The organism is Leminorella grimontii (genome assembly GCF_039789245.1).
GTDB lineage: Bacteria > Pseudomonadota > Gammaproteobacteria > Enterobacterales > Enterobacteriaceae > Leminorella > Leminorella grimontii.
Map to the genome: position 1 here is coordinate 215,443 of NZ_CP146357.1, position 16,205 is coordinate 231,647.

At 53.0% G+C, this 16,205-nt stretch carries 17 protein-coding genes; 10 read left to right on the forward strand and 7 right to left on the reverse strand.

Going from position 1 to position 16,205, the window contains the following annotated elements:
- Positions 1–125 precede the first annotated feature (125 nt).
- Positions 126–1,280: an acetylornithine deacetylase gene (gene argE, locus V8L73_RS01105; protein WP_347253933.1), complete on the reverse strand. Its 1,155-nt coding sequence runs from the start codon at positions 1,278–1,280 to the stop codon at positions 126–128.
- 187 nt (positions 1,281–1,467) lie between these two features.
- On the opposite strand from argE, the gene argC reads away from it, so the two are divergent.
- From argC to argH, 3 genes are all read left to right on the forward strand, one after another.
- Positions 1,468–2,472: an N-acetyl-gamma-glutamyl-phosphate reductase gene (gene argC / locus V8L73_RS01110; RefSeq protein WP_027273643.1), complete on the forward strand. Its 1,005-nt coding sequence runs from the start codon at positions 1,468–1,470 to the stop codon at positions 2,470–2,472.
- 10 nt (positions 2,473–2,482) lie between these two features.
- On the forward strand, positions 2,483–3,256 hold the full coding sequence (argB, locus tag V8L73_RS01115; protein ID WP_261831794.1) for an acetylglutamate kinase: 774 nt from the start codon (positions 2,483–2,485) through the stop codon (positions 3,254–3,256).
- A 252-nt stretch (positions 3,257–3,508) separates the two neighbouring features.
- Complete coding sequence (gene argH / locus V8L73_RS01120; RefSeq protein WP_347253934.1) at positions 3,509–4,885, forward strand: argininosuccinate lyase; 1,377 nt, start codon at positions 3,509–3,511, stop codon at positions 4,883–4,885.
- Positions 4,886–4,950: 65 nt separating this feature from the next.
- Here the strand turns inward: argH and V8L73_RS01125 are convergent, their stop codons facing one another.
- The 3 genes from V8L73_RS01125 to V8L73_RS01135 all read right to left on the reverse strand — a co-directional run bounded on the left by V8L73_RS01125 (position 4,951) and on the right by V8L73_RS01135 (position 6,716).
- Entirely contained in the window at positions 4,951–5,532 is a 582-nt protein-coding gene (locus V8L73_RS01125; protein ID WP_347253935.1) for an Ail/Lom family outer membrane beta-barrel protein, read from the reverse strand.
- A 175-nt stretch (positions 5,533–5,707) separates the two neighbouring features.
- Positions 5,708–6,118: a hypothetical protein gene (locus V8L73_RS01130; protein WP_347253936.1), complete on the reverse strand. Its 411-nt coding sequence runs from the start codon at positions 6,116–6,118 to the stop codon at positions 5,708–5,710.
- 79 nt (positions 6,119–6,197) lie between these two features.
- Complete coding sequence (locus tag V8L73_RS01135; RefSeq protein ID WP_347253937.1) at positions 6,198–6,716, reverse strand: hypothetical protein; 519 nt, start codon at positions 6,714–6,716, stop codon at positions 6,198–6,200.
- 200 nt (positions 6,717–6,916) lie between these two features.
- Here V8L73_RS01135 and V8L73_RS01140 point away from each other — a divergent pair, with 200 nt between their 5' ends.
- The 3 genes from V8L73_RS01140 (at position 6,917) to V8L73_RS01150 (ending at position 8,751) form a co-directional block, all read left to right on the forward strand.
- On the forward strand, positions 6,917–7,279 hold the full coding sequence (locus V8L73_RS01140; protein WP_036023386.1) for a copper-binding protein: 363 nt from the start codon (positions 6,917–6,919) through the stop codon (positions 7,277–7,279).
- Between the two features lie 115 nt (positions 7,280–7,394).
- A complete protein-coding gene (locus tag V8L73_RS01145; RefSeq protein ID WP_347253938.1) occupies positions 7,395–8,228 on the forward strand; it encodes an MBL fold metallo-hydrolase in 834 nt (277 codons plus the stop codon).
- Positions 8,229–8,259: 31 nt separating this feature from the next.
- Positions 8,260–8,751 (forward strand): GNAT family N-acetyltransferase, encoded by a 492-nt coding sequence (locus V8L73_RS01150; protein WP_422655606.1) that lies wholly within the window; start codon positions 8,260–8,262, stop codon positions 8,749–8,751.
- Positions 8,752–8,773: 22 nt separating this feature from the next.
- Here V8L73_RS01150 and V8L73_RS01155 read toward each other — a convergent pair whose 3' ends face one another.
- Positions 8,774–9,115, reverse strand: coding sequence for a GlpM family protein (locus V8L73_RS01155; protein ID WP_027273634.1), 342 nt, complete (start codon positions 9,113–9,115; stop codon positions 8,774–8,776).
- A gap of 116 nt (positions 9,116–9,231) precedes the next feature.
- Here V8L73_RS01155 and V8L73_RS01160 point away from each other — a divergent pair, with 116 nt between their 5' ends.
- The gene (locus V8L73_RS01160; RefSeq protein WP_255309099.1) at positions 9,232–9,363 is read left to right on the forward strand and encodes a hypothetical protein; all 132 of its coding nucleotides are present in this window, start codon (positions 9,232–9,234) and stop codon (positions 9,361–9,363) included.
- 70 nt (positions 9,364–9,433) lie between these two features.
- Here the strand turns inward: V8L73_RS01160 and V8L73_RS01165 are convergent, their stop codons facing one another.
- Together V8L73_RS01165 and V8L73_RS01170 are read right to left on the reverse strand one after the other, a co-directional pair.
- Complete coding sequence (locus V8L73_RS01165) at positions 9,434–10,753, reverse strand: hypothetical protein (protein ID WP_347253940.1); 1,320 nt, start codon at positions 10,751–10,753, stop codon at positions 9,434–9,436.
- Between the two features lie 46 nt (positions 10,754–10,799).
- Positions 10,800–11,048: a DUF2766 family protein gene (locus tag V8L73_RS01170; RefSeq protein ID WP_027273632.1), complete on the reverse strand. Its 249-nt coding sequence runs from the start codon at positions 11,046–11,048 to the stop codon at positions 10,800–10,802.
- Positions 11,049–11,912: 864 nt separating this feature from the next.
- Here V8L73_RS01170 and dcuB point away from each other — a divergent pair.
- The 3 genes from dcuB (at position 11,913) to V8L73_RS01185 (ending at position 16,200) form a co-directional block, all read left to right on the forward strand.
- Positions 11,913–13,253 carry an anaerobic C4-dicarboxylate transporter DcuB gene (dcuB, locus tag V8L73_RS01175; RefSeq protein WP_027273631.1) on the forward strand — a complete coding sequence of 447 codons (1,341 nt, stop codon included), beginning with the start codon at positions 11,913–11,915 and terminating at the stop codon, positions 13,251–13,253.
- A gap of 313 nt (positions 13,254–13,566) precedes the next feature.
- Positions 13,567–15,186, forward strand: a complete 1,620-nt coding sequence (locus V8L73_RS01180) for a fumarate hydratase (protein ID WP_347253941.1) — start codon at positions 13,567–13,569, stop codon at positions 15,184–15,186.
- Between the two features lie 300 nt (positions 15,187–15,486).
- Complete coding sequence (locus V8L73_RS01185; protein ID WP_347253942.1) at positions 15,487–16,200, forward strand: gluconate 2-dehydrogenase subunit 3 family protein; 714 nt, start codon at positions 15,487–15,489, stop codon at positions 16,198–16,200.
- Positions 16,201–16,205: the final 5 nt, after the last annotated feature.

Here is a 16,205-nt window from a genome sequence, read left to right on the forward strand (position 1 = left end):
TATTTCCACCCCTTTGTTGAATCCTTTAAGCATTTCTTATCAATAGGCGAAGTTAACAAAAAAATCTACTTATCAGGATGAAAAGGCGGAAATAGGCTACCCGCCCGAAGGGGCGGGAGCCGCGCTTATGCCGTACGGCAAAAGTGGTGAATAAGCTGCGTGAGCAGCGCACGCGTGGGCTGAATAAAGGAGGTTGCTAAAAACTCGTCCGGCTGGTGCGCCTGTTCGATAGAACCAGGGCCAAGCACCAGCGTTGGGCATACCTGCTGAAGGTAGGGCGCTTCGGTGCAGTAGTTGACGGTTTGGGCCCGGTCGCCGACCAGTTTTTCTACTACCTCAACCAGCGGCGCGTGGACGGGGCACTCGTAGCCGGGAACGGAGGCGTGCAAAGGCTCAACGCTGACGCGCCCCGGAAAGCGCTGGCTAACGGGCTCCAGCGTCTGGCTTATCAGCTCATCGACGGATGCCAGCGTCATACCGGGCAGCGGCCGCACGTCAAGGTGCAGCTCGCAGCAGGCGCAGATGCGGTTTGGCGCATCGCCGCCGTGAATATGGCCGAAGTTCATGGTGGGATAGGGGATGGCGAACGCTGGGTGGCTATAGCGCTCTTTCAGGCTGTCTCTGAGCTGCATCAGGCGGCCGATGGCGTCATGCATGATTTCGATGGCGTTGACGCCGCGATCCGGATCGCTGGAGTGGCCTGACTGCCCGACAATGCGTACGGCGTCGGCCATGTGGCCCTTGTGAGCGCGCACCGGTTTGAGCGACGTGGGCTCGCCGATGATGGCGCAGTCGGGCTTAATGTTAGCGGAGGAGGCGAAGTAGCGCGCGCCGGCCATCGAGGTTTCTTCGTCGGCGGTGGCCAGCACATAGAGCGGGCGCGTCAGCTTGCCCCTGTCGATATCCCTAAGCGCGTCAAGAATAAAGGCGAAGAAGCCCTTCATATCGGTGGAGCCCAGGCCGTAAAGCCTATTGTCGTGCTCCACGAGCTTAAAGGGATCGCGGCTCCAGCGGCCGTCGTCAAACGGCACGGTATCGGTATGGCCGGTCAGCAGCAGCCCGCCGGGCCCTTCGCCGAGCGAAGCCAGCAGGTTGTACTTATTGCGCGTCTCCGGCACCGGCTGTACGTCAACGCGAAATCCCAGAGACTCGAACCAACCGGCTAAAAGGCCTATCAGCGTTTCGTTGCTTTGGTCGAGCGAAGCATCGGTAGCGCTGATGCTGGGGGTCGCTATCAGCTGGCGATAGATCTCCATAAATGAGGGAAGCTGGTTATTCACTGCAGACCGCCTTTTAAGTTATTTTTGGAGTATAAATCCAATATAAATTCATTTTTATTGCATAAAAATACATTAAGCCCTTGTCTAAGGGAACAGAATTTCGTACCTTAAACGTCATTGTATTCACATTACCGTAAGCGCACGGCGATTGCCAAATGCGCCGGGCGTACAGACAGGTCTATCTTCTATGCTTAAAACCATTATTGTAGGTGCCAGCGGCTATACCGGCGCGGAGCTGGCGAGCTATTTGCGGCGCCACCCGAACGTTCAGCTTGAGAGCCTGTGGGTATCGGCGCAGAGCGCCGACGCAGGGAAAAAGATCTCCGATTTACATGCCCAGCTTAAGGGGCTGGTGGATCTTCCCCTCAACCCGTTGGACGACGTCGCCAAGGCTGCCAAGGGCATTGACGTGGTCTTTTTGGCGACGGCGCACGAGGTCAGCCACGATTTGGCGCCGCAGTTTTTGGCGGCCGGCTGTGCGGTGTTCGACCTGTCGGGGGCGTTTCGCGTCAATCGCCCTGATTTCTATACGCAGTATTACGGCTTTACCCATCAGCATCAAGGCCTGCTGGCGGAAGCGGTTTACGGCTTGGCCGAATGGCAGGCGGAAAAAATCAAGCAGGCTCGCCTGGTGGCGGTGGCCGGCTGCTATCCTACCGCGTCACAGCTGGCGCTTAAGCCGCTGGTGGAGGCAAACCTGTTGGACGAGCAGCAGTGGCCGGTGATTAACGCCGTCAGCGGCGTCAGCGGCGCCGGGCGCAAGGCGAGCATGACCACCAGCTTTTGCGAGGTGACGCTACAGCCTTACGGCGTGTTTACCCATCGCCATCAGCCGGAAATTGCCGCCCATCTGGGAATTCCGGTTATCTTTACCCCCCACTTGGGCAGCTTCCCGCGGGGCATTCTGGCGACCATTACCTGTCGGCTTAGGCCGGGCGTGGGCGAGGATGAGGTCAGAAGCGCGTTTTATAGCGCCTATCACAATAAGCCGCTGGTGCGGGTCTATGAAAAGGGCTTCCCGGCGCTAAAATCGGTTATCTGCCAGCCGTTTTGTGATATCGGCCTTGCGGTGGACGGCCAGCATCTGATCGTCGTAGCGGCGGAAGACAACTTATTAAAAGGCGCAGCGGCCCAGGCCGTGCAGTGCATGAACCTGCGCTTTGGTTTTGACGAAACGCAGTCCTTGATTTAGGGAGAAGGCAATGAATCCGTTAATTATCAAACTCGGCGGCGCCCTGTTGGACAGCGATGAAGCGATGGCGCGCCTGTTCTCTGCACTGGCGGCCTATCGGCAAAAGCATCAGCGCGAGCTGGTGATTGTGCACGGCGGCGGCTGCGTGGTGGATGAGCTGATGAAAAAGCTGGCGCTGCCGGTGGTTCGCCGCAACGGTCTTCGGGTGACGCCCGCCGATCAGATAGGCACCATTACCGGCGCGCTGGCAGGCACCGCGAACAAAACCCTGCAGGCGGCGGCCAGAAAGCACGGCATTGAGGCGGTCGGCCTGTGTCTGGCTGACGGCAACATGGTGGAAGTACGCAGGCTGTCTGAAGATCTGGGCCACGTGGGCGAAGCGACGGTGGGGAGCAAAGGGCTTATCCAAACCCTGTTGGCCGGCGGCTTTCTGCCCATCGTAAGTTCCATCGGCATTACGCCCGAAGGCGAGCTAATGAACGTCAACGCCGATCAGGCGGCCACCGCGCTGGCGGCGACGCTGGGGGCGGATCTGGTGCTGCTTTCCGACGTGAGCGGCATTCTGGACGGTAAAGGCCAGCGGATCGCCGAAATGACGGCGGAAAAGGCTGAAAAGCTGATTGAACAGGGGATTATCACCGACGGTATGGTGGTGAAGGTCAACGCGGCGCTGGACGCGGCCCGAGCGCTGGGCCGCCCGGTAGACATCGCCAGCTGGCGCCATGCGGAGCAGCTGCCCGCGCTGTTTAACGGCGTGCCGGTGGGCACCCGAATTTTGGCGTGAATAAGAGCCAGCCCCATTGGGCTATTTTATTTGTCATTTTGAACCTGGGCAGTGCTCGCAATCCTCACGTACTACGTGTACGCTCCGGTTGCTGCGCGCTGTCCGTGTTCAAAATTCCTGCAACAATATACGCCTAATGGGGCAGGCTCTAAGAAAGCGATTAACGTTTTACCGCGAAGGCGTTATGCTTTGGCGAATACAAAAGCCCGGGGCGATAGTGACTATCGCCCCGATTTTTAGGAGTAGAAAGCGATGGCATTGTGGGGCGGCAGGTTTAGTCAGGCGGCGGACGACCGTTTTAAGCAGTTTAACGACTCTTTACCTTTCGATTATCGTCTGGCCGAGCAGGACATCATCGGCTCCGTGGCGTGGTCAAAGGCGCTGGTGACGGTGAACGTACTGAGCGCACAGGAACAGGCGGCGCTCGAAGCGGCGCTAAATGAGCTTTTAGCCGAGGTGCGCAGCGCACCGCAGGCGATTTTGGAAAGCGATGCGGAAGATATCCACAGCTGGGTTGAGCAGAAGCTTATCGGCAAAGTGGGCGACCTGGGCAAGAAGCTTCACACCGGCCGCAGCCGCAACGATCAGGTGGCGACCGACCTGAAGCTTTGGTGTAAGGATCAGGTCAACGTGCTCTTGACTGCGGTGAGAGAGCTGCAGCAGGCGCTGGTAGCCACCGCCGAGCAGAATCAGGACGCCGTGATGCCCGGCTATACCCACCTTCAGCGCGCTCAGCCGGTCACCTTCGCTCACTGGAGCTTGGCCTACGTGGAGATGCTGGCGCGCGACGAAAGCCGCCTTCAGGACGCGCTTGAACGCATGAACACCAGCCCGCTGGGCTGTGGCGCGCTGGCGGGAACCGCTTATGCTATCGACCGCGACCAGCTGGCCGGCTGGCTGGGCTTTGGCGCAGCTACCCGCAACAGCCTGGACAGCGTCTCCGACCGCGATCACGTGCTGGAGCTGCTTTCTATCGCCTCTATCAGCATGATCCACCTGTCGCGCTTTGCCGAAGACATGATTTTCTTTAACAGCGGCGAATCCGGCTTTATCGAGCTGTCCGACCGCGTAACCTCCGGCTCTTCGCTGATGCCTCAGAAGAAGAACCCGGACGCGCTGGAGCTGATTCGCGGCAAGTGTGGCCGCGTACAAGGCGCGCTGACCGGCATGATGATGACCTTAAAAGGGCTGCCGCTGGCCTATAACAAGGACATGCAGGAAGACAAAGAGGGCATTTTCGACGCGTTGGACACCTGGCTCGACTGCCTGCACATGGCCGCGCTGGTGCTGGACGGCATTCAGGTGCGCCGCCCGCGTTGCCAAGAGGCCGCCCAACAGGGCTACGCCAACGCGACCGAGCTGGCGGACTATCTGGTCGCTAAGGGCATTCCGTTTCGCGAAGCGCACCACATCGTCGGCGCGGCGGTGCTCGGCGCAATTAAGCAGGGCAAGGCGCTGGAAGCGTTACCCCTTGATGCGCTGAAAGCGTTTAGCCCGGTGATTGAGGAGGACGTTTACCCGGCGCTGTCGCTGGAGTCCTGCCTTGAGAAGCGCTGCGCCAAGGGCGGCGTTGCGCCGTCGCAGGTGGCGCTCGCCATTGCGCAAGCTAAAGGGCGTTTGGGGATGTGACCTTTTGATAGGTTAAGAAAAAGCCCGCGCTTCGTTTGAACCGCGGGCTTTTTTACGAGCAAAAATTAGAAGCGGTAGCCTACGCCAACGTTAAATCCGTTGATCGAGTAGCTTTTGCTGTCAACGTCCAACTGGGAGCCTTCATAACCCGCGTCAATCGTCAGGTTCGGCATCGGATTGATTTGCACGCCAGCGCCGTACATGAAGGAGGTTTTGGTTTCGCTGCCGCTGACCTTGCCAACGTAGTCAGGCGTGCCGCTGTAGTAAACGTTGTTGTACCAGGTGCTGGAATAGCTGACGTCGTTAACGTTAAAACCTACCAGTCCATAAATACTGAACATGTCGTTAATACGGTAGGCTGGACCCACGCCCAGAGAGTAGTAGTCAATGTCGCCTTTGTTTTTTACCGCGTCATAGTCTAACCGATACTCGTTTGAGACATCGCCGCTCATATAGGTAAACGATGCGATAAGGCTTAACGGAGAATCCCACTCATAGCGATACTTGACGTTAATACCGTCAATATCGTCGAAGTCCTGAACGTCGCTTTGCGCATAGCCCAGCGTGACGGTATGTTCACCCGCGCTGGCCGTGCCGAATGCGTTAAGAGAGAAAAGTACTACAGCGGCTAAAATCGCCTTCTTCATTGCCATCATCCTTAATAAAAAAATAGTAATAAAAGTCGATAATCGACGATGGTTATTATATTTTTATTGTTGTGTAAATTAAATAACTAATTGATGAAAAATGAAAAAATTCTATTTAGTGGAGGGGTTACGCAAGAAGCCCCGCCAACGGCGAGGCGATAATTGAACGTCTATATCAGCCGTAGAATAAATAGAAAAGCATTAAGGAAATCATTCCGCCGGTGAGCTTTTTATATATAAATAAAATAAACGTATTTATAGCAAATAAAGACAGCGTATTTTTTATCGTGCCGTTTCTAAATAAGTACGTCGCCGGCAGAGCCAGCAGCAGCGAGTTAAATAGCGTCACGATCGTAATATAGTGGGGAAGCGATAGCTTTTCGATCATGGAGGGGACTGATACTATCGTCGACGTTATTCCATAGGTAACGGCAGAACAGGCAAGCGAGGATATTGCGCCATAGAGGAAAGCAACCGCATGCCATTTTTTTAAATAGAGCCTATGCAGTAAAAAGAATATTAGCCCGGTTGAAACCGCGCCAACGGCCAAAGAGGCAATAGTGAAGGTTAGTCGTGTTGTATCCATACTGATTCTCTTTCAATTATTCCATTAATAGTGCCCTGCTCCGGGCGATTTCTATAGCAGGCGACCAAACGCCGCCCTTTTACTCACTTTGATTACACAGCGTCAGCTGCCCCGGCGACAGCTCCGGCGCGACGCCGTCTTTTAGCACGACCCAGTTGAAGTAGTTGGGCTCTTTCGCCAGGTCGTTAAGCTTACGACTGTCGTAAAGCGACTTAAGGTGCTGATATACCCTGAGATGTGCGTCGTCAATCTTTCCCTCTTTGGCCTGCTTGAAAAAGTCGGCGTTGATGAGCTCGCGTGGGATCATTTGCTCAACGGTGACGATGATACGATCGCCGTCTTTTCTTTCAGAGCGGATTTTGTAGGTGATTTCCCCGTACAGGTACTGGCTGAGAGCGTAGTACTCGTTGTCCGGAGGCAGCGGGTTATGTTCCAGCATCGCCAGCTTATCTATTCCGCCAGGGCACTTGGCGGATATGCTGGGAGACAGCAGATGGCTATCGCGCGTGTTGAGATAGCCCATCACTTTTTCTCCTGCGGTTTGCTCGCAGGCGCAGAGTAATATTGCACTAACGAACAAGAGTAGACATTTTTTCATTGTGGGTCTTGAGCGGGTTTAAATACTGGCGGTGATAATAGCCGCTTTAGCGCGCCTTGTAGAGAACGTATATCAAAGAAACGCTGCTTTTTTGGACATAAATGCATCAATTTCGCTTTATGAAATTTTTTCAAACAATTCTCATTACCGTTTATGTATGATGTGGATATTCCTCTTTCATCAATATCAGGACGTTAATAATGAAAAAGCCGTTTACCGTTTTATCTGCGCTGCTGGCGTTTACGCTGTCAATGGCCGGGCAGGCCTATGCGCATGAGGAGCATGCGAATCACGGCGAGAGTAAAGCCGTCAGCAGTGGGCCGAAAGCAGGGGAAGAGCGTCACTATACGAAAGGGATAGTCAAGCAGGTGGATGCCGACAGGGGCCTTATCATTATTCATCATCCGCCGATTGAGAGCCTGGGTTGGGAAGAGATGACGATGCCGTTCCCGATTGTCGATAAGGCGCTTTTACAGGGGATTAATGAGGGTGATAGCGTGGCTTTGGAGCTTACAATGCCAAACGACGTGGCGACGATAGATAAAATCAGCGTGGTGAAGTAGCGTCGGCTCGATTGAAAATATCGGTCTGCTTGACACTCCAAAAGCGGCTTGCGGTCTTGAGACTGAGTTCTTATAGTGCGTAGGTGCATTTTTGCGCTTCTGAACGAGGGATCCCATGAAGCTTACCGTTTTGCTCGACAATAATACCCTTATCGATCGCTATCTGGTGGGAGAACCGGGGGTGTGTTATCACATCGAGGTTGATGGTCATCGCGTTCTGCTGGACACCGGTTACTCCGACGTCTTTATCACGAATGCGCAAACGCTGGGCGTCGATCTCCAGGGCGTTGAGGCTATCGTACTTTCCCACGGTCACAACGATCACACCTGGGGGCTTGGGCACCTGATGCAGTATTTCGATCGCAGCGACAGGCCGGTTGAACTGCGCATTAAGCTTATTGCCCACCCGGATGCGTTTATCGCCAAATATCACGGCGACAAGGTGATTGGCGTAAACTTTCCGCCGGACTGCTATGAAAACTATCTCGATAAAGTCGTCACTAAAGCGCCCTACCGCGTTACCGAGAACCTGATCTTTTTGGGCGAAATCCCTCGCGCAAATGATTTTGAGGCGCAAAGGCCGGTCGGGCAGGTTAAGGACGAAAGCGGCGGCCTGGTTGGCGACAGGGTTTTGGATGACAGCGCGCTGGTCTATACCGGCAAAGAGGGCATCGTGGTGATCACCGGCTGCTCCCATTCCGGCATCTGTAACATCGTAGACTACGCCATCGCCGTTACCGGAGACGATCGCCTACAGGCGGTTATCGGCGGATTCCACCTGCAGAAGGCGGCAGACGGGCTGATGGCTCGTACGGTGGAGGGCCTAAGGCGACATGCTCCCGATACGCTTTATCCGTGCCACTGTACCGACCTGAACGCGAAGGTAGCGCTGGCCGGCGCGCTGAACGTTAAGGAAGTTGGCGTCGGCAGCGTGCTGAATTTTAGTTAAGACAGGTTAAAACAGGAACAGGGTATCCACTGTGGAAGATTTAGTGATAAGAGCCGCGCGCGCCGAAGACGCAGGCCGGTGCTATGACATTGAGATCGGTGCGTATGAGGGCGATGAAGCGGCAACGCTTGAAAAAATCACCAAGCGGATTGCGGTTTATCCGGAAGGATTTATCGTTCTGGAGTCGCCTGAGGGCGTGGTCGGCTTTATTAACAGCGGCTGCGCCTACGACGTTGTGATGTCTGACGAAGAGTTTAAAGAGCTGGTGGGGCACGATCCGCAGGCGCCCAACGTCGTTATTATGTCGGTCGTGGTTCACCCTGATTCTCAGGGAAAGGGGTACTCATCCCTCCTAATGAAGGCGTTTATTGAGCGCATGGCTGATATGGGGAAAAAGACCATTCACCTGATGTGCAAGGAGCGTCACGTCTCGCTGTATGCTAAATTCGGCTTTAGCTACGTCAGGCCCTCTGAGTCCGATCACGGCGGCATGGCGTGGCATGAAATGGTGATGACGCTCTAGGCCGAACGCCGATAAACCCTAACTAGTGGCCGTGAAACTGCCCCCAGAGGGTGACCAAAATCCAGGCGGCGATCCCCCAGGCCAGGCAGGCCATCAGCAGCGAAGGCACCAGTCGGAAGTGGCCGACCAGCGCATACAGCGCGACCAGATAGGTCAGCATTGGGATGGTGGCAAAGCCGCTAAAGAGGATGGTTTCGCGCAGATCGGCGACCGGGCGGCTTGAACCGACGCTGTAGTGGGCTATAAGCGCAAAGGTGGGAAACAGCGGCGCAAGCCCGGCGATATAGTAGTACTTGGACTTCGACAGCAGCGAAATCAGAATAACGACGCCCGCGCCGATAAGGGATTTGAGAAACAGAGCCATAGAATGCGTTGCTTTCAGAGTAACGAGAAGGATGGGATATACTATAGGTCGTTATAGGCCATTACCTCAATGGCAATATGCCTATCCATTTGTTAATTAAAGGGGAGACCGACTACGTGAGCGATGACGTTTTTGACTTTGATATCGACGCCGAATTAGAAGAGGCGGAAAAGAAGGTGGCCGAGAAGGCCAGCGAGCTGCCAGAGCAAACCTTTGACGAAAGCGACTGCGAAGGTTGCAAAATTTAACTTCGTCTAAAGGTTGTACAATGCGGGGTGAGTAGAGGATGCTTTACTCACCCCGCATCGTTTCAGGTTTCTACCACGCCAGCGGCAAATCTTCGCTTTTCCAGAACAGCCATCGGCGATGTTCGTAGTGGCCGCCGTTGCCAATCTGATAGGGCTGCTGTCGGCCAGCATCTAACTCAATGACGGAAATAAATCCTGCGCAGGTTGAAGCAAACAGCGTTTTTCCGTCCGCAGAGATGTCTACTGCGTTTATGGTTGAGCCGATAAAGTGCTGCCAGCGGCTCTGACCGTCGGCGGTGACTGCGCGAAGGTAGCCGTAGGCGTCGCCGAGAATAAATTCGTCCCCTCGGGCCGTGCCCGCATAAACGCGCGCGCCGGGCTCAATAACGGTCAGACCGTCAATATCTTCGTAGTAGTCAGAGTCGGTGCCGGGCAGCAGCTCCGTCGGCATTGCGATGGTTGCGCCGTTGTAAAAGTGGCAGGCGTTCATCGCCAAGTGGCTCCCGTCGGCGCTAAACAGCGCATAGTGAGGATATTCTCCGTGCGGTCCGACCTGAGCGATGCAGTCAAGAGCGTCGTTAAATACTGCGTGGCGACCGTCCTGAGCGCCTACGGCAATAAGCTTTCCATCGGGAGAAATGGCGCCGTGCTCCATTGATAGCCCCAGCGGCAGCTCTTCGTCAGCAAAGTCTTCATTCTGAGCGAGGTCGTCGCGCAGCTGTTCAAGCTGTGCGCAGGTAGGGAACAGGCGCCGTACGCCGCTTTGGCTCAGCACAAAGATGCCGTCGCTGGAAACCAGAAGCACCCGCTTTCCGTCAGGGAAGGGGATAAGCTGGGTTGGGCGCGGGATACCGGATAGCGGCGTGACTGATATTCCTTCAGGGAGATCTTCAACTCCCTGCGGCCAAGAGAAGGTTGCAACCTGTGGGCCTTGCCAGCCGTCGGTGACGATAATGCCCCGTGCGTTGGCTATAGCATAGAAACGTCTTTGCGGGCAGCGGCCAAAAAATTCTATATCTTCCAGTTCGGTAACCTCATCGCCCCGGATACGCACCACGCGGCCAGGCTCATAGGTCGCTCCGATGCGCGCCAGCAGGCTGCCGTCAGGCAGTGCGCAAAGCGCCGAAATGTTTTGCCCGTTGTCATCGAGAAGCGGGTGGATCATTTCATATGAAATCGGCCACAGCGCTTTGACGTCCTGACGAACGTCGCCTTGGTTAGCCTTGCGCAGGGCGTCAAGCAGCGTCGGCAGCGCTTCGTCAAGCTGCGGAGAATTGGGCTGTTCGCCCACGTTATCCCAGCCTTCGCTTATGCCTTTGGCGACGTAGGCGTTAATTTTTTGGGCGAACTCAATTGCCTGAGTTTGCCATTGTTGCTGTTTGTCCGTCATCTTTATACTCCATAAAGGCTGTAGCGTCCGTGCGTGACGACATCGACTAGTGGGTTGATTTTTGTTCGGCGAACTTCAGTTCAATCAGAGCAATAGCCTTTTGGACCGCGCGCATCGTGATGGGATCTTCCGTCGCGCCGCCGGCAAAGTTGATGTTTTTTAGCTGGGCCGACATCTTATTGCGCACCTCGACCGGGGCGATGACGTCAAGCACATCAAGAATTTGCTTTATAACCAGCTGGCAGGCGACGATATCGGATATCAGCTCTTGATCGGCAGAAAGGGGCTTTGTCATAAGGGGCTCCATAAAATAAGTACGTGTATATACTACCTGCGTGAGTAGTAAAAGATAAGCTGCAATCGGTTTATACATCTCTCCCAGAAAATCCCTGTGTGGATCGTGCGTCGCGCTTCGTTCCTCTTGGTCGATGCGGCTGTGCTCCGCCTTGCTTTTTACCTTTTGGGATTGAGTTATGACGGGAAGAAATGACTTCTATTGAGTATTCTTCACTAACGCTTTAGAGCGAGGGGGATATACGCTTAATGAGGAACCTTTTCTAAAGCTCATAAGATAAAACGATAGTAACCCCATTTTTTAAGAGGAAATAGTGAGCCTCTTTTCTAATTAAAAGGGATATTTTTCTATTATAGAAATCCCTGCATTCTGCTTTTTATTGTGTTTTTTATTATGAATAAAAGTGATACGCGTCTCTTTTTATCGCATGTATTATCTTCTCTAATCATCCAGATTTAAATTTTCATTCGTTATTGTTATTTTTAAGTTAATAAAGTAACCGTGTTGTCTGAATATTATCGGCTCGCATTCACACGCAATTAACTTTTGAAACCAATGTGGCTCAGCCGTTTATTCTGTCATAACTTATTGATATTAAATGAATTTAATTGATAATAATCATTAATGGGTAAAAATTTTACCTGCATCAAAAAATAAAAATTTTAAAGGCTATATAGTCAAAAGAGCTTAAGGGGTCATGAAATTATTTTTATTAATACTTCCTAAGTTTACAAAGGTGATGTAGTCGTTTTATCTCTAGGCAATGTGACGGGGGATGCTGATAAATAAAAAACGAACGACAACGTAGTGCCATTTTTTTGATTTTTAATTTTTTGACGTTAATGGGTTTGCTCGGGGGTATACATGGAATTTGCTATACAGCTAATTATTATATTGATTTGTTTGTTCTACGGAGCCAGAAAAGGCGGTATTGCGCTTGGCCTTTTAGGCGGTATCGGTCTGGTTATTTTAGTCTTTGTATTTCATCTTCAGCCGGGTAAGCCGCCGGTTGACGTAATGTTGGTTATTATTGCCGTCGTGGCCGCATCGGCGACGTTGCAGGCTTCAGGCGGTTTGGACGTTATGCTGCAGATTGCTGAAAAGCTTCTGCGTCGTAACCCCAAGTATGTTTCTATTGTTGCGCCGTTCGTTACCTGTACGCTGACCATTCTGTGCGGTACCGGCCACGTGGTGTATACGATCCTGCCGATTATTTATGACGTCGCCATTAAGAACAATATCCGCCCCGAGCGCCCGATGGCGGCAAGCTCTATCGGCGCACAGATGGGTATTATTGCAAGCCCGGTTTCCGTTGCGGTGGTTTCGCTGGTCGCGATGCTCGGCAACTTTACGTTTAACGGCAAGCATCTGGAGTTTTTAGATCTTCTGTCAATTACCATTCCGTCTACGCTGCTGGGCATTCTGGCTATCGGCATTTTCAGCTGGTTCCGCGGTAAGGATCTGGATAAGGACGAAGAGTTCCAGAAGTTCATTTCTACGCCGGAGAACCGCCACTATGTGTACGGCGATACCGCAACGCTGTTGGATAAGAAGTTGCCGACCAGCAACTGGGTCGCCATGTGGATCTTCCTGGCTTCTATTGCCGTGGTCGCTATTTTGGGCGCGTTCTCCGAGCTGCGTCCTTCCTTCGGGGACAAGCCGCTGTCGATGGTGCTGGTCATTCAGATGTTCATGCTGTTGTCCGGCGCGCTGATTATTATCATTACCAAAACAAACCCAGCTTCGATTTCTAAAAACGAAGTGTTCCGTTCGGGGATGATAGCTATCGTTGCGGTGTACGGCATCGCGTGGATGGCGGAAACCATGTTTGGCGCGCACATGTCTGAGATTAAAGGCGTGCTGGGCGAAATGGTGAAAGAATATCCGTGGGCTTACGCTATCGTTCTGCTGCTGGTATCCAAGTTTGTAAACTCTCAGGCTGCGGCGCTGGCGGCGATCGTTCCCGTTGCGCTGGCGATAGGCGTCGATCCTGCTTACATCGTGGCTTCCGCGCCGGCCTGCTATGGTTACTACATTCTGCCGACCTACCCGAGCGACCTGGCCGCTATCCAGTTCGACCGTTCAGGCACCACTCACATCGGTCGTTTTGTCATTAACCACAGCTTCATTCTGCCTGGGTTAATTGGCGTGGGCGTATCGTGCGTATTTGGCTGGGTATTCGCCGGCCTGTACGGCTTCCTGTAATTGCGCAATTGCGTGCCGCTTATTTGTGAGCGGCACGCGTTTTAATACGTAATTTTGAAGAAGCGCGTTGGTCGTTGTAATGCTTTTCTTTAGGCGTTTTTTAGATTTTTTAAGTTCATTAAATTCATAATGAAATTAAATAAATGTTAGTAAAGTTAATGGGTTATGAGATTGTTGGCTTTACTGGCTAAATCTGTCCATCGGCTATTGTCTAAAGCATTCCCTTACTTTATGGTGTCCGTGGTACTCGGGCATCTATCCTAATTAAAATGACCGTATTCTATTTCTAAATAACGAATAAAAGGCTGGAGCAATGTCAAACGTTGAATTTAAATATCAAGAGCCTTTCCCGATGGGAGAGGACAAAACGGAATACTATTTACTGACCAAAGATCACGTTTCCGTTAGCGAATTCGAAGGGCATGAGATCCTTAAAGTCGCACCGGAAGCGCTGACGCTGGTCGCTCAGCACGCCATTCATGACGCCTCTTTCCTGCTTCGCCCGGCTCACCAGGCGCAGGTTGCCAAGATTCTGGCGGACTCGGAAGCCAGCGAAAACGATAAGTACGTTGCGCTGACGTTTTTACGCAACGCGGAAATTGCGGCCAAGGGCATTCTGCCGTTCTGTCAGGACACCGGCACCGCTATCATCATGGGCAAAAAAGGCCAAAACGTCTGGACCGGCTGCGATGATGAAGAAGCGCTGTCCCGCGGCGTATTCAATACTTTCGTCAACGACAACCTGCGCTACTCTCAAAACGCGCCGCTGAACATGTATGACGAAATCAACACCTGCTGTAACCTGCCGGCGCAAATCGATCTTTACAGCACCGAAGGTTCAGAATACAAGTTCCTGTGCATCATTAAGGGCGGCGGCTCGGCCAACAAAACCATGCTATATCAGGAAACCAAAGCGCTGCTGACGCCTGAAAAGCTGGAAAAATACCTGGTTGAGAAAATGAAGAGCCTCGGTACGGCGGCCTGCCCTCCTTACCATATTGCTTTCGTTATCGGCGGCACGTCGGCTGAGACTAACCTGAAAGTGGTTAAGATGGCCTCCGCCAAGTATTACGACGAACTGCCGACTACCGGCAACGAAGGCGGCCGCGCTTTCCGCGACGTGGAAATGGAAGAGAAGTTGCTTAAGGCGGCGCAGGGACTGGGCATCGGCGCTCAGTTTGGCGGCAAGTACTTCGCACACGACATCCGCGTTATTCGCCTGCCGCGTCACGGCGCTTCCTGTCCGATCGGCATGGGCGTTTCCTGCTCCGCTGACCGCAACATCAAGGCAAAAATCAACAAAGACGGCATCTGGATCGAGAAGCTGGAAGATAATCCGAGCAAGTACATTCCAGAAGAGTACCGTAACGCTGGCGAAGGCGAAGCGGTTCACATCAATCTCAATCGTCCAATGAAGGAAGTGCTGGCTGACCTGTCGAAGTATCCGGTCTCTACCCGCGTATCCTTAACCGGCACCATCATCGTTGCTCGCGACATCGCTCACGCGCGCCTGCAGGCAATGTTGGACAAAGGCGAGGACCTGCCGCAGTACGTTAAAGATCACCCGATTTACTACGCGGGGCCGGCGAAGAAGCCGGAGGGATATGCGTCTGGCTCATTAGGCCCAACGACCGCAGGCCGAATGGATTCCTATGTTGATGCCTTCCAGTCCCACGGCGCAAGCCTGATCATGCTGTCGAAGGGCAACCGTAGCCAGCAGGTAACCGACGCCTGTAAGAAGCACGGCGGTTTCTATCTGGGCAGCATCGGCGGCCCGGCTGCCGTACTGGCGCAAAACAGCATTAAGAAGCTTGAGTGCGTAGCCTATCCGGAGCTGGATATGGAAGCCATTTGGAAGATTGAAGTTGAAAACTTCCCGGCCTTCATTCTGGTTGACGACAAGGGCAATGACTTCTTCCAGAAGTTTAAATAATCCCTGAACGCGTTTGAAAACGAGGCCCCGGCAGAATCGCTCTGTCGGGGCCTTTTAAATTGCATTATGCCTATTGTGAAAGCGTTTTTCTTTTCTCTGATCCCCCTTTTTTCGGCACCTTTTTTTCCACGCTAAGCGTTGCTCTTAAAAACAGCCTACAATTAATAAGGTTATTTTTACCTTTTTAGCACAATATGTTCCTTTGAAATGTAAATTTATCGTTAATATTTATGGGAGTTTTTGTTGTGCCTTAACCGGATAATAAAAAACAGAAATAACAAAAAAGCAGCGAGGAAGCCTATGTCAGAGACCAAACACTCCAACGCCAGGCGTGATTTTCTACGCAAAGGGCTTGGAATCATCCCGGTTGTTGCCGTTGCCGGCGGCGGATTAGTGAGCAATATCGCCCAGGCAGAATCCCCCACGCCTCTCAATAAATACCGACCTACGTTTTTTTCCGAAGCCGAATGGGCCTTTGTTATGGCGGCCTGCGATCTACTTATCCCTGAAGATCGGTACGGCGCAGGCGCTATTACCGCCTGCGTGCCGGAGTTCATCGATAAGCAGATGGATACGCCTTACGGTCGCGGTGAGCTTTGGTATATGAAGGGGCCGTTTCACCCGGATGCTGCGCCTGAGTTCGGCTATCAGCTGAAACTTGCGCCCAGAGACGTATATCGTTTGGGCATCGCCGGCTGCGATAAGTGGTGCCAGCAGCAGTATAAAAAGACGTTCGCCGAGCTGGATAAAGAGGCGCAGACGGCCGTCCTGAAACAGCTGGAAAGCGGAAAGATTGAGCTGGCCGACGTCCCGTCAAAAACCTTTTTTTCATTCCTGTTGGCAAATACCAAAGAGGGCTATTTTGCCGATCCTCAGTACGGCGGCAATCGCCATTTGGCCGGATGGAAAATGATTGGTTTCCCCGGCGCCCGGGCCGACTTTATGGACTGGGTAGAACATTCGGACAGGCCTTATCCGTTAGGGCCGGTATCTATTTCCGGCGAACGGGGGTAATGGAA